Origin of the sequence: Amycolatopsis aidingensis (assembly GCF_018885265.1) — a bacterium.
Classification (GTDB): domain Bacteria; phylum Actinomycetota; class Actinomycetes; order Mycobacteriales; family Pseudonocardiaceae; genus Amycolatopsis; species Amycolatopsis aidingensis.
On record NZ_CP076538.1, the window covers coordinates 6,233,627 to 6,246,615 of the forward strand.

Genomic DNA, 12,989 nt, shown 5'->3' on the forward strand with positions numbered 1-12,989 from the left:
GGGGTTGTTCCTCCTCGATAGCTGCCGTTATCGGCGGTTCCATGGGTTATTCGGCGCGACTGTCGCCGGGGATTGGTCGGAACGGAGAAAAAATCGGGCGATCCCCGCCCGCGCCTATTGCGCGGTGCAGAAGATGGAATGCCACCCGGTGGCGCCGTCCGGAATCGGCGGCACCCGGTCACTCGTCTGTGTGTATCCGGAGCGGTCCGTGGCCCGGCATTCGATGTTGTGCCCGCCGGGCGCGAGATCGAGCTCGATCCGCCACATCCGCCAGGTGTTCGCATCGACCTGAGTGGACAGTTCGGCCTTCTGCCAGGGTCCACTGTCGACCCGGACCTCGACCCGCTCGATCCCGGTGGTCTGGGCCCAGGCGATACCCGCGGCGGTGGTCTTCCCAGCGGGCAGCTGCTGGAAGGCACCGGGCCGGTCGATCCGGGACTGGGTCTTGATCGGGGCCCGCTCGGCCCAGCCGCGTTCCTCCCAGTAGGTGACCTTGTCGAAGGTGGTCAGTTCCAGGTCCACCAGCCACTTTGTCGCCGAGAGGTAGCCGTACAGTCCGGGGGTGACCATCCGGACCGGGAAGCCGTGCTCCAGCGGCAGCGGCTCGCCGTTCATGCCCAGCGCGATCAGCGCGTCCCGGTCCTCCTCCAGCAGCACCTCGACCGGGGTGCCCGCGGTATAGCCGTCCACGCTGGTGCTGAACACCTGCTCGGCACCCGGTCGCACCCCCGCCTCGTTCAGGATCTCCCTGATCGGCACCCCGGTGAAGTTCGATGTGGACACATAGGGCCCGCCGACCGGGTTGGAAACACAGGTCATGGTGATGGTCTTCTCCACCAGCCGCCTGCTCAGCAGGTCCTGGTAACTCAGGACCAGCTCGCGTTCGACCATGCCGTGCACCCGCAGCCGGTACTCCTCGGCAGGCAGCTGCGGTACCCGGAGCGCGGTGTCCACGCGGTAGAAGTCCGGGTTCGGGGTGAGGAACGGCGGGGTGCCCGCCCCGCTGAAGTCGGCGCCGGCCGGGATCGCCGGCGCCTTCCGCGCGGGGACGATCCTGCCGATCGCCCGCCGGGACTGTTCCGCACCCTGGTTTCCGATCAGCAGCTGGCCCACCGCACCGGAGGCGGCGACGCCGGCCGTCACCGCCGCGGAGGAGATGAGGAACCGGCGTCGCCCGGAACCGCCGGACGAGTTCGCCGGATCGGCGTCCTCGTCAGCGGCGACCTCGGGCCGCGGCGCCTTGTGGTGCAGCCACCAGAACGTGGCCAGACCGGCGAGCGCCGCGACAACAGGGGCTACCAGACCGAGCACGCCGAGCGTGGGGCGGGCCAGCGCGGCGGCGGTGCCGGCGGCGCCGAACACGCCGATGACGACCAAGCCGGGCACCGGACTCCGGCGGGAGAGCAACCCGGCCACCGCTGCCAGCAGCAGGATGACCACACCCATCCCGAGCAGCAGCACGAGCTTGTCCTGCTCGCCGAACTGCTCGATGGCGAATGCCTTCACCGGTTCCGGCGTGAGGTCGATCGCGGTGTTCCCCACCGCGAGGTACGGGCTGGAGTTCGGTTCCAGTAACCCCGCGATCAGATGCCCCGCAGCGAGTGCCGCGACGGCGGCGAGCACTCCGATCAGTGCCGCCGCCGTCCGGCCGATTGCGATAGCCCGAGTTCCGGTTCCCATGTCCGCTATTCGGAGCCGGAGCAGTATTGGTTTGGTCAGGCGGGCATGGTCATTTTCAGCACCGGGTCGGTCGTGGGCTGCGCCGAGCCACCCGCGGGCTCCACGGTGACGCCCATCCCCGCGGTGCCCTCCGGGATCGCCGCCACCACCGGGGTGGTCCGCCCGCCCGTGGACCGCTCCAGCACCCCGGCGGAAACGTACTCCGGCCCCGACTTGATGAACCACAGCTGGTAGGTCCGGTCCTCCGGCAGCGGGGCGATGTCATCTCCCATGAACATGGCCTTGCCGAGCTGCGCGGACACCACCGTCGTCGCGGTCAGCCCGCCCTCGCCGGATGCGGTGATCAGCCGGGCGTCCGGGGCGGACAGCAGCTCCGCCATCTCGGCGCCCCGCGCGGCCGCCCCCGCCATGCGTTCCTGCGTGCTCTCCAGCTCCTGCTGGTTCTGCCACGCGATGGTGCCGAAGGTCCCGGCCAGCGCGAGCCCGACGACCGCGGCCGCCGCCGCGAACCGGGTGGCCCAGCGCCGCCCGCGGGACAGCGGCACCACCTCGGCCCCGCCCTCGGCACCGGTTTCCGGCTCCTCCCCGGTCTCCGGCGGTTCCTGGCGGGTCCTGGCGATCTCCGCCAGCACCCGGCGCTTGAGCCCTTCCGGCGGCGTGCTCGCCGCCGCCATACCGAGCTTGCCAGCCGCCGCCCGCAGCTCGCGGACCTCCCGCGCGCAATCCGCGCACTCGGCGAGGTGCCGCTCGAACTCGGCCCGTTCCTCGCCGGTGAGGGCGTCCACGGCGTACGCGCCGGTCAGCGCACTCATATGCGTGCTCATGATCCCACCCCCAGGCAGTCCCGCAGCCTGATCAAGCCGTCCCGAAGCCTGGTCTTCACCGTCGGCAGCGGTGTGCCGAGCAGTTCCGCGGCCTCCCGGCAGCTGTAGCCGCGGTAGTAGGTCAGCGCCACCGACTCGCGTTGCAGTTCGGTGAGCGTGGACATGCATCTGCGGACCTGCTGCTGCTCCAGCCGGGAGGCGACCGTCTCGGCGACCTCGTCGAACGGGCGCCCGGTGTCCCTGGAGTGCACCCTGTTCTCCCGGTCGCTGGAAGCCTGGGCCGAGCGGACCCGGTCCACCGCACGGCGGTGCGCGAGGGTCAGCACCCAGGTCATCGCGCTGCCCCGGTCCGCCCGGTACCTGGTCGCCGTCCGCCAGACCTCGACCAGCACCTCCTGTGCGACCTCCTCGGACTGCGCCGCATCGCGCAGTACCTGCCGGATCACCCCGAACACCGGCCCGGCCACCAGGTCGTAGAGCCGGTCGAACGCGCTGTCATCGCCCTTGGCCACCTCGGCGAGCAGTTGTTCCGCGGTGGGTGCCGATTCCACGGCAGGCACGGGCCCCCACTCCTCCCGCCCGTCACCCGGGCCGGTGGGTTCTCGCATCGCCGCCTCCTCGTGGTACCGGAACTCGCTGCGCGCAGCGGTTCGATTGTTTACCTGAACCTGGTCCGGGCGCAGCCGGGGTCATCGGAACCCGCCACGGGACGCGCGCTCCGGGTGGCGGAAGAACGGGGCCCTGCGCAGCCACAGCGCGATCCCGTGTCTGCGGATCCCCATCGACACCCGCTGCGGTGCCAGCGGCCAGCGCAGCAGCAGCGCCAGCAGGCGGCGCGGGGTCACCGCGAACCGCCTGCCGGTGACGGCCGCGGTGAGCAGCGGCTGTTCCCGGTCGCGCAGCTGCACCCGCACCTGTAGGCGTTCCGCTGGGACCGGCAACTTCATCCGGTAGCCGCCTTCCTCCGGCAGGAACGGCGAGACGTAGAACTGCTTGTCCGCGGCGGCGTATCCCTCCGCGTCCGGGTGCAGCAGGTAACAGTGCCGCTCCCCGTAGGTGTTGTGCACCTCGGCCACCACGCAGGCCAGTTCGCCGTCCGCTCGATGGCACCAGAACACGCTGAGCGGGTTGAACACGTAGCCGAGGACCCTGGCGTGCGCCAGCATCAGTACCCGCCCGCCTGCCAGGTCGATCCCGTGCTCGGCCAGCCAGTCCCCCAGGTTCTGCCGGATCGTGCGCGCGGGCGAACCGAGATGATCACGGGGGTCGAACCGGGCGAACGGGCGCAACCAGCGCGGCAGCTGCGGCAGCGCGTCCAGATCGACCAGCCACAGGTACAGCCGGTGCCGGAACGACCGGGACGGCCCGGTGTGCCTGGTGTGCGCGACGACCGCCGCATAGAGCGCGGGTACGGCCGCCGGGTTCGACTCGACCTGCATAACCACCATTCGGAGCCGCCTGGAAGAAAGATGGGTTCGATGACCTGTGTCACATCGGCAAGCCCGGCCCCGACCCGGCTCCGAATACGGCACAGGACGAATCCGGCGGAGGAGGGCGCGGATGGCGGCGAACCGGCGTGGTGCCGCGGCGGAACGGCTCGAGTCGGTGGTGCGCGAACTGTTCGGGGTCGGGCTTCCGGTCGGGTTGACCGCGTGGGACGGCAGCAGCGCCGGGCCGGCCGATGGGCCCAGGGTGCTGCTGCGCAACCGCAGGGCCCTGCGGCATGTGCTCTACTCGCCTGGCGAACTCGGCCTGGCCAGGGCGTTCGTCCGCGGGGATCTGGACGTGGAAGGCGATCTGACGGAGGGGCTGCGCCGATGCTGGGAACTGGCAGACGTGACCGCCAGGCGGCCGGGCAGGCTCGGGCCCGCGCAGTGGGCACTGCTGCTGCGCACCGCGATCGGCCTCGGCGTACTCGGCCCGCGCCCGCGGCGGCCGACGACTGAAGCGCGGCCGCGCGGCGTACTGCACAGCAGGCGGCGGGACCGCGCGGTGATCGCCCACCACTACGACGCGGGGAACGAGTTCTACGAGTTCCTGCTGGACCCGCGGCTGGCCTATTCCAGCGGATACTGGACCTCGGACGACCCCAGCTACACCGTCGCCAACGCGCAGGATGACAAGCTCGAGCTGGTCTGCCGCAAACTGGGCCTCACCGAGGGGATGCGCCTGCTGGACGTCGGCTGCGGCTGGGGCTCGCTGATCTGCTACGCGGCCGAGCACCATGGCGTGCGGGCGACCGGGGTGACCCTGTCGGCGCGGCAGGCCGAGTACGCTCGGCGCCGGGCAGGCGAGCTCGGTCTGGCCGACCGGGTGGAGGTACACCTGACGGACTACCGGGACCTGGATGGTGACCGCTACGACGCGGTCGCCTCGATCGAGATGGGCGAGCACGTCGGGGCGGCCAACTACCCAATGTACGCCGCGACCCTGCACCGGATGCTGCGCCCACAGGGGTCCCTGCTGTTGCAGCAGATGTCCCGCCCCGGTCCGGCACCGGGTGGCGGCGCGTTCATCGAGTCCTACATCGCACCGGATATGAGCATGGTGCCGGTGAGCCGGACGCTCGACCATCTCGAGCGAGCCGGATTCGAGATACGGGGGGTGGAGGCCATGCGCGAGCACTACGTCCGGACGGTACGGGCCTGGGCGGCCACATTGGAACAACAATGGCCCGAAGCGGTGAACCTGGCGGGCCTCGAGCAGGCGCGGGTGTGGCGGCTCTACCTTGCGGGCGGGGCGCTCGCGTTTGAGAACAACCGGATGGGCGTGAACCAGATCCTCGCCAGGAAGGTGTAGTGATCACGTGCTGGTACTTGCCCTCGGCGCGGCCGGTCTTGGCACCGCTCTGGCCGTCATCGGTGTCACCTTCCTGCTGGCCCTGCGCCGCGGCCGGTACGACCTGGTCGACTCGGCCTGGGGAGCCGGATTCGCGGCCATTGCGGTGGTGGCGGTCCTGGTCGCCGGGATGTCCACTGTGCCTGGTGTGGTCGCCTGCGCGCTGACCGTCATATGGGGGCTGCGGTTGTCGGTGCACATCCACCGGCGTAATCGCGGCAAGCCCGAGGACCCGCGCTACCGGGACATCCTGGCCCGCGCCCGCGGGAATCCGGCGGTGCACATGTTCCTGCGGGTGTATCTCGCCCAGGCCGTCGTGATGTGGGTGGTGTCCTGGCCGGTGCTGCTGGCCCTGTACGCGGCGGACTCGGGGTTCACCGTGCTGGCCTGGCTCGGGGTCGCGGTATGGATCTTCGGTTTCCTGTTCGAGGCGATCGGCGACGAGCAACTGCGCCGGTTCAAGGCGGACCCTGCCAATGCCGGCGCGGTGCTGGACCGTGGCCTGTGGCGATACACCCGGCACCCGAACTACTTCGGCGACGCCTGTGTCTGGTGGGGCCTTTACCTGCTCGCCTGCCACCATCCCCTCGGAGCGGTGACCGTGTTCTCCCCGATCCTGATGACCTGGCTGCTCGCCCGCGGGACCGGGAAACCCTTGCTGGAACGCCAACTCCGCGAAACCCGCCCGCGTTACGCCGAATACGTCGAGCGCACCAGCGGTTTCGTTCCCCTCCCACCCCGCCGCCCCTGACCCACCCGCGTGTTTGCTCCCCACGCGCATGTGTTTGCCGTTCCCGCGCACGCTTTGGCCGCCCACGCGCACGCTTTGGCCGTTCCCGCGCGTTGTGTTGGCCGCTCAGGTAACCGTGTTGGCCGGTGACGAGTCTGTGGCTGGGTTTCAAGCACGCCTCCGGCGCGCCGCGGGGCACTGGCGCTCCACACATCACCACTAGCAGGGCTGGTTACTAGCGCCAGCACCCCACGGAACGAGCACCGTCCCCCGACCCGGCAGGCATTCAGTGTCGAACACGCATTCGAGTGAATACCAGCGGGTAGTCATTCACGCGGGGAATTCTTGTCGGTCCCGTCGATACAATTATGGGTATGGACAGACACAGTTCTGATCCGCACACGGATCCCGCCGAAGACGCACTCAATACACTCGACGCCTTGGAGGCCAACGAACGCGAGATCGCGAAATTAGAGGCGCGGCGGGTGCTGCTGGTGGCCGACCTCGCCCACGACGGGGACGAACGGGTCTCGCTGGTGACCGAAATCGCCGGACGCCTCTACTGGACCCGGCACCGAGTCGAAGAAGCCCTGGCGCTGGGACAGCACCTCACCCGGCTACCGAACACCCTCGCCGCGTTCCGGGACGGCCGGATTGACCAGGAGAAGGTGAAAGCGGTGGTGGAACCCACCGCGGTCCTCACCGACCACCAGGCCCGCGAGGTGGATGAGCGGATGGGCGACAAACTGGAACGCAAAGACCGCACCAGCCTGCGGCGGTCGGTGCGCTACCAGGTACTCGCGGTCGACCCCGACGGGGCGGCGCGGCGCACCCGGGCGCGGCGGGCACAACGGTCGCTGGAACTGGTGCACCAAGACGATGGGGTGTCCAGCCTTACGGCCGACCTCCCGACGGAGGTGGCCACGGCGATTTATGCGCGGTGTGACCGGGCCGCCCGACGGATGCGGAAAGAAGGGGACAGTCGCACGTTGGAGCAGTTGCGGGCGGACGTGTTCGCCGATTTGGCCCTCCGAGAAGACGGCACGACCCGGGCGCCGCGGACGGAGGTGTACCTCTACTTCGCCGCCAGCTCCCTACTCGGACTGGACGAGCAGCCCGGATACCTGGCCGGGCACGGGCACATCCCCGCGGCGTTGGCGCGGGAGCTGGCCACCCACCCCGACAGCGTCTGGCGACGGCTGTTGACCGACCCGGCCACCGGGCATCCCACCGACCTCGGACGCACGCGGTACCGGCCCCCGGCGGCACTGGATGAGTTCGTGCGGGTACGAGACCGGGAATGCCAGGGCATCGGGTGCCACCGGCCCTCGCAGCAGTGCCAGAACGACCACACGACGGACTGGGCCAAGGGCGGCACCACCCGGGAGGAGGAGCTGGTCGGGTACTGCGAGCGCGACCACCATCTGAAGGACCTGCCGGGATGGAAATACGAGGTGATCGACGGCATACCCACCATCACCACACCCCACGGAGACATCCACCAAAGCCCCCGCGAACCCCTGCACGAACCCCTCACCCCAGACAACGACAAACCACCCTTCTGAGCTGCACCTTGCCGACACGCCGAGGAGCTGACTTATGAAATAGCGACCACGATCGCGGTACCATCTTCATAAGTCCGAGCGAGGGAGGCGCCGATGTCCGCGGTTGCTCGCAGCATGTCCGATGAACGGGACGGGCCCGGTCAGCTCGACGAGCGACTCGCCGAACTCGGCCTGAAACGGGAGTACCTGGAGCAGGCGATCTGGTCGGGTGTACGGGATCGGCGGCTTGCCGACGAGTTCGAGCCTGGTACGGCCGCGGGCCTGCGGGACTGGATGGGCCGGGTGCGGGAGCTGCGCAAGGTTCTCGCGGAAAACGGCTGGCGCCCGGTCAACCCGGCGAACGCGCCCTTCTCCCGCAGCCCGGACGGGAGTGTGCTGCTCGGGGTGATGCTGGGCAACCAGCACACCGGGCGGCCCGGTGGGCGGCTGGAGAGCACCTACCCGAAGGGCACCGCGATCGAGAACCTCACCGCGCACAACGACAGCGACCAGTATTCGCTGCCCGAGATCGACGCCCTGCTCGGGCTGCCGGATGAAGGGCACGAACCGGCAAAGGCCTGGTTCCTGGTGACCTTCCACGAACACGACCAGGAAGGGCGCGTGACCAGGGTCCGCTACGAGATCGCCCAGCCCGCGCCGAGCAGGGCCGACCAGAAAATCGACAACTGGGCCGCCCGCTACTGCCTGCGGCCGGTCGAGTTTCCGCCGATCGTCGATCTCGGCGCTGACCACCACGAACCGATCGACGTGCGGGTGGCCCGGCGCTGACCCCGATCACCGGGCGTTGCCGGAGGCACACCACAATTGCGGAGACATGGTTACCCCTGAGCGAATCAGCCTGGCCAGGAAGCGGCGCGGCCTGACCGTCGCCGAGCTGGCGCGACAGATCGGCGTGAGTGCGCAGAGTGTGACCAACTACGAGCGCGGCAGGCAGCAGCCGAGTGACCGTGCCCTGCGAGCACTGGCCGAAACGCTGGACTTCCCGGAGTCCTTCTTCACCGCCCCGGCGACAGCGGAGCTGCCGGAAGGCGCCGTGGCCTTCCGCGCCCGCAGCAAGCTCAGCCAGGCGCGGCGGGCCTCGGCGCTGAGCGTCGGGGCGCTGGCCGTGGAGTTCAACACCTGGCTGGAACGCACTTTCCAGTTGCCCGCGGCCGATGTGCCGACGCTGGAACGGCCGGACCCGGAGACCGCGGCGGAAATGACCCGTGCCCGGTGGGGACTCGGCAACGAGCCCATTGCCAACATCATCCACCTGCTGGAAGCACACGGCGTCCGCGTCTTCTCCCTCGCCGCCGAGCACGCCGAGGTCGACGCCTACTCCTTCTGGCATGCCGGTACCCCGTACGTCTTCCTGAACACCAGCAAAACCCCGGAACGCAGCCGTTTCGACGCCGCGCACGAGCTGGCCCACCTGGTCCTGCACGCGGGCGCGCCCGAGGTCGGCGGCCCCGGAGCCGAGCAGCAGGCAAACGCTTTCGCCGGGGCCTTCCTCATGCCAACAGCCAGTGTCCGCGGCCGCATGCCGGGGGCACCCCTGGTCGACCAGATCATCGAAGCCAAACGGATCTGGCGGGTCTCCGCGCTCGCCCTCACCTACCGGTTACACGAGCTGTCCATGCTCAGCGACTGGCAGTATCGCTCCGCCTGCGTCGAGCTGAGCAGGCGCGGCTACCGCAGTGGGGAGCCCACCGGCATTACGGGCGAAACCTCGCAGCTGCTGTCCAAGGTTTTCGGCACGCTGCGGGAAAGCGGCCGGACCATGCGGGACATCGCAGCGGAACTGTCGCTGACCCCGGACGAGCTGTCCGGCATGGTGTTCGGCCTGGTCTTCAACGCCGCGGGCGGGCAGCCGTCCGCGCCGCTGCGGCTGGTGAAGTAGCCCGCTCACCGCGCCGGGGCGATTCGCAGGCCGCGCAGCGCGTTCGGCTGCACCAGCGAGGGCAGTTGCGCCCGCCAAGCCCTGCGCAGCCTGGCGTGCAGGTCCCGTTGCCCGGTGAGGGCCTGGGAAATCAGCTGGAGACCGAGGAACTCCCCGACCATGCCCTCGGCGACCTGGCGCAGGTTCAGCCCCGGCCGCAGCTCGCCCGCGCGGTCAGCCGACTTCAGCAGGTCCCGCACGATGGTGGTCCAGCCGATCACCTGACCGGCGCCCGCGCGGTCGAAAATCGTCGCCTCGCGCAGCAACCGGTTGCCGATCCGGGTCATCAGATCCTCTTCCAGCCGCCGCACGAAGGCGAAGGACAGGTCGATCAGGGTCTGTGCCGGGCCGAGACCACGGCGCAACAGCTCGTCCCGCAGCGCGTACGACTCCAGCGCCTGGTGCTCGACCAACGCGACGGCGAGCGCGTCCTTGGACCGGAAATGGCAGTACAACGCGCCCTTGGTCACCTTGGCCCGGTCGCACACCGCATGCAGGTTGGCGCCGGAGAAGCCCTCCCGCTCGAACACCTCGGCCGCGGCGACGAGCAGGTTCCGCCGGGTGCGCGCGGCCCGCGCCCGTCTGTTCCCGGCGCCCGTGCCTTCCACCAACACGCTCATCGCGTCCGGACCGGTTCGGAGCCGGATGGCAGATCGACGGCCTCCTGCATCAGCCAGTACTCATGGACCGCGCCCCGGTGCACCGACACGCTCAGCACGAAGTCCGCCTCGTGCACCGCCGTGGTCGCCAGCGTGCGCCATCTGGCCTTGCCAAGCACCACCGCATCCTCGCCGTCCACCAGCAGCCTGCGCACGGTGAGCCCTTCCAGCCCGAGGGCGCTGAACGTGGCCAGGAAGAACGACTCGACCTCGCGCCGGGTCCGCACCCCGCTGCGCCATTGGGAACTGGCCGGATCCGTCACCCGCCACTCGACCTGCGGCGCGAACAGCCGGGCAAGTCCCTCCGCGTCCTGCGCACCGAGCCGTGCCAGCAGCAACTGCACGAGCTCGAACGTGGACAGCGGTTTGGCGTTCTCATCACGAATATCAGCACACAATCCCACGTGACCGATTCTCTCCGCTCGCGTCGCCGCACCCGATTGATCCCGTACCAGATTTGCACTCTAGCAAGGGCAACAAGAGTCGGTGGCCGGACACCCACCCGCCCGACCTCCACGCAAAGGGCTTTCTACCTGCGAAGATAAGCCGGAGCGAGCAAGCGGAACGTCCGTTCGGAGCAAAACAGCAGCCGAGCTGGGGCAAGTAAGCGACCAGAAAGATCGGCCATTCGAATGACCCCGTCGAAAAACCCGTAACGAATCCGCTCCCGACCCACCGCGGCACAGCACGCGGTGAAAAAACACACACCCACGGCCCGGCAGGGTCCGCATGGCGACCGTCCCGCGCCCCGGGCCAGCGGCTGGATTGCTGACGTGCCCCGAGTATCACCACTTCGCCACGCCACGAAGACTGTCCAGCCGGCCGAAATGGGTGCATGGTGGGAAAGCGACCGAGAACATCCCCACCCAACCGAGGAAGGAGTCACCGCCGTGCTCGAGGTAAGAGCACACCCTCCCGCCGAGGCCACCGAACCGATCTCCGAGCTAGTTCTGCAGCACAGGCGGAAACACGGGTTGACCCAGTGCACGTTGGCTGACCGGCTGTCCACCGTATCCGGCAACTACAGTGTGACCAGGGAAGAAGTGTCCCGCTGGGAACGTGGAAAACGCATTCCCGGCCCCTACTGGCGGTCCTGGCTGAGCCTGGCGCTCGAACTTCCGCGCACCGACCTGGAAAAGGCGGCCGCTGCGCAGCGTCACTCCCGCCGGAACGCCCACACCAGTCCGGTACCGCACTACCGGAACTGAACACCGCGGGGCGGGATCGCGTCGCAGATCAATTCAGATGATCCACGCGATCCCGCGTTGACCCACTCAGACGAAGGTCCTTTCTTCAGGGACAATTGGCCCCGTGCGTGACCGCGCAGGCGGGTTCAGAATGCAGGCCATGAACCTGCTCTGCAACATACTCGTAACATGCGCGCTGACCACGCCGACCGGCGTCGGCCCAGGTGAGGGCCCCATGAAGATCGACGAGCTACTGCCTGGGCCCGCCGGCTTCGTGGTGCTGCACAACACCTCCCCCGACCCGGTACACCTGGGTGGGTGGTCGATCCGGAGTTGTTCCGGCACCGGATCGACCGAACTAGCCGTGGTCCCGGTCGGTAGCTTCGTTCCTGGCGACGGCGACTATGTGGTCACCGGCGGTGGCTTCGCCGGATCAGTCGAGGCGCACCTCGTTGTCGACTCGGTGGCCGGAAACGGGCTGATGTTGCTTGATCAAAGCAGGAAACGAGTCGACGGCCTCGGTTTCGCTCCCGACACGCCGTGCCGGGAGAACCGGGCGGCAAGATTGTGCGACCACCTTTCCCTCGGCCGGGACGAGAACAGCACCGACACCGATGACAACCTTTCGGACTTCACCTGCCAGGCACCACGTCCTGGTATTACCCCAACCGAATGAGCCACTGACACCGGGCGCATCAACGGATATCCGAACCAGCAAAATGGCCCCTTTTGACCACGACTCCGATCCCGGCAGGATAAATGACGGCGGGCAAGCGGAAGCCAAAAGCGGTTCCGCATCCCGCAGTCTGATAATAGTATTTCATATCTCTCCGGGAAGGGAGAAAAGGAAATGCGTCGATTTTTGGTCGGTGCGCTGGCGCTGGGCTTCGCCACCGCCGTCGGGTTCGCGGGCACCGCGAGCGCAGCGCAGGATGAGGTAGCAGCCTCCCGGACGGTCGTGGTGAACGAGGTGACCGCCATCGGGCCGAACGGCCAGCTGGACGAGGCCATCGAGATCCGCAACATCACGAACCAGCCGCTGGACATCAGTGACTACGTGATCGAGGTGTACGACTCCGTCGGTACCGAGTGGGAGATCCAGGTTGCCGATGGCACCGTCCTGCGGCCCATGGGCAACGTCGGCCAGTTCCTCGTGCTGACCGGCCCGAACTTCTCCAGCCTGGTCCAGGACGCGACCTACGTGCAGCCGTTCAACCTGCTGAACGTGCAGGGCATCCCGACCACCGGTGGCGTCGCGGTCTACAACTCGCAGGTCAACGCCGACCAGAACCAGTTCAAGGTCGACGGTGTGGCGTTCTCCTTCGGCGCGAGCCCCGCGCTCGAGGGCCAGCCCGCCATCGCGGAGAACGGGACCACCGCTCAGCTCGAGGCCGCCAACGCGCGGAACATCCTGAGCATCGACACCGACAACAACCGGCAGGACTTCTCGCTGCACCAGCGCACCCTGGGTGCCGTGAACTGATCATCCAGGCAGCACGAACTGGCTGGTTGAACAGCGCGTAGCGAGAGCGGGCCCGGGTCACCGAAAGGTGGCCCGGGCCCGTCGCCGCGCTGGCGGGAAGTCGCC

The 12,989-nt window shown here is 68.7% G+C and carries 13 protein-coding genes; 7 read left to right on the top strand and 6 right to left on the bottom strand.

Annotation, left to right across the window (positions count from 1 at the left end):
• Positions 1-114: 114 nt before the first annotated feature.
• The 4 genes from KOI47_RS28385 to KOI47_RS28400 all read right to left on the bottom strand — a co-directional run bounded on the left by KOI47_RS28385 (position 115) and on the right by KOI47_RS28400 (position 3,943).
• Positions 115-1,680 (bottom strand): molybdopterin-dependent oxidoreductase, encoded by a 1,566-nt coding sequence (locus tag KOI47_RS28385; protein ID WP_216209597.1) that lies wholly within the window; start codon positions 1,678-1,680, stop codon positions 115-117.
• 35 nt (positions 1,681-1,715) lie between these two features.
• Positions 1,716-2,504, bottom strand: coding sequence for an anti-sigma factor (locus KOI47_RS28390; protein ID WP_216217616.1), 789 nt, complete (start codon positions 2,502-2,504; stop codon positions 1,716-1,718).
• A complete protein-coding gene (gene sigK / locus KOI47_RS28395; protein ID WP_216209599.1) occupies positions 2,501-3,112 on the bottom strand; it encodes an ECF RNA polymerase sigma factor SigK in 612 nt (203 codons plus the stop codon). Before sigK ends, KOI47_RS28390 begins: the two co-directional genes overlap by 4 nt.
• A gap of 81 nt (positions 3,113-3,193) precedes the next feature.
• Positions 3,194-3,943 (bottom strand): DUF1365 domain-containing protein, encoded by a 750-nt coding sequence (locus tag KOI47_RS28400; RefSeq protein WP_216209602.1) that lies wholly within the window; start codon positions 3,941-3,943, stop codon positions 3,194-3,196.
• Positions 3,944-4,064: 121 nt separating this feature from the next.
• Between KOI47_RS28400 and KOI47_RS28405 the strand changes: the two genes are divergently transcribed.
• From KOI47_RS28405 to KOI47_RS28425, 5 genes are all read left to right on the top strand, one after another.
• On the top strand, positions 4,065-5,303 hold the full coding sequence (locus tag KOI47_RS28405) for an SAM-dependent methyltransferase (protein WP_216209604.1): 1,239 nt from the start codon (positions 4,065-4,067) through the stop codon (positions 5,301-5,303).
• Positions 5,304-5,310: 7 nt separating this feature from the next.
• Complete coding sequence (locus KOI47_RS28410) at positions 5,311-6,093, top strand: DUF1295 domain-containing protein (RefSeq protein ID WP_216209606.1); 783 nt, start codon at positions 5,311-5,313, stop codon at positions 6,091-6,093.
• 419 nt (positions 6,094-6,512) lie between these two features.
• Positions 6,513-7,637: a DUF222 domain-containing protein gene (locus KOI47_RS28415; RefSeq protein ID WP_232376313.1), complete on the top strand. Its 1,125-nt coding sequence runs from the start codon at positions 6,513-6,515 to the stop codon at positions 7,635-7,637.
• A gap of 93 nt (positions 7,638-7,730) precedes the next feature.
• Positions 7,731-8,405, top strand: coding sequence for a hypothetical protein (locus tag KOI47_RS28420; RefSeq protein WP_216209610.1), 675 nt, complete (start codon positions 7,731-7,733; stop codon positions 8,403-8,405).
• Between the two features lie 46 nt (positions 8,406-8,451).
• On the top strand, positions 8,452-9,516 hold the full coding sequence (locus KOI47_RS28425) for an XRE family transcriptional regulator (RefSeq protein WP_216209612.1): 1,065 nt from the start codon (positions 8,452-8,454) through the stop codon (positions 9,514-9,516).
• Positions 9,517-9,521: 5 nt separating this feature from the next.
• Here the strand turns inward: KOI47_RS28425 and KOI47_RS28430 are convergent, their stop codons facing one another.
• Positions 9,522-10,175, bottom strand: a complete 654-nt coding sequence (locus tag KOI47_RS28430) for a ScbR family autoregulator-binding transcription factor (protein WP_216209614.1) — start codon at positions 10,173-10,175, stop codon at positions 9,522-9,524.
• Complete coding sequence (locus KOI47_RS28435) at positions 10,172-10,618, bottom strand: nuclear transport factor 2 family protein (RefSeq protein WP_216209616.1); 447 nt, start codon at positions 10,616-10,618, stop codon at positions 10,172-10,174. The genes KOI47_RS28430 and KOI47_RS28435 overlap by 4 nt, the downstream gene beginning before the upstream one ends.
• A gap of 1,018 nt (positions 10,619-11,636) precedes the next feature.
• Between KOI47_RS28435 and KOI47_RS28440 the strand changes: the two genes are divergently transcribed.
• The gene (locus KOI47_RS28440; RefSeq protein WP_216209618.1) at positions 11,637-12,077 is read left to right on the top strand and encodes a lamin tail domain-containing protein; all 441 of its coding nucleotides are present in this window, start codon (positions 11,637-11,639) and stop codon (positions 12,075-12,077) included.
• A gap of 174 nt (positions 12,078-12,251) precedes the next feature.
• Complete coding sequence (locus KOI47_RS28445) at positions 12,252-12,884, top strand: lamin tail domain-containing protein (protein WP_216209621.1); 633 nt, start codon at positions 12,252-12,254, stop codon at positions 12,882-12,884.
• Positions 12,885-12,989 lie beyond the last annotated feature (105 nt).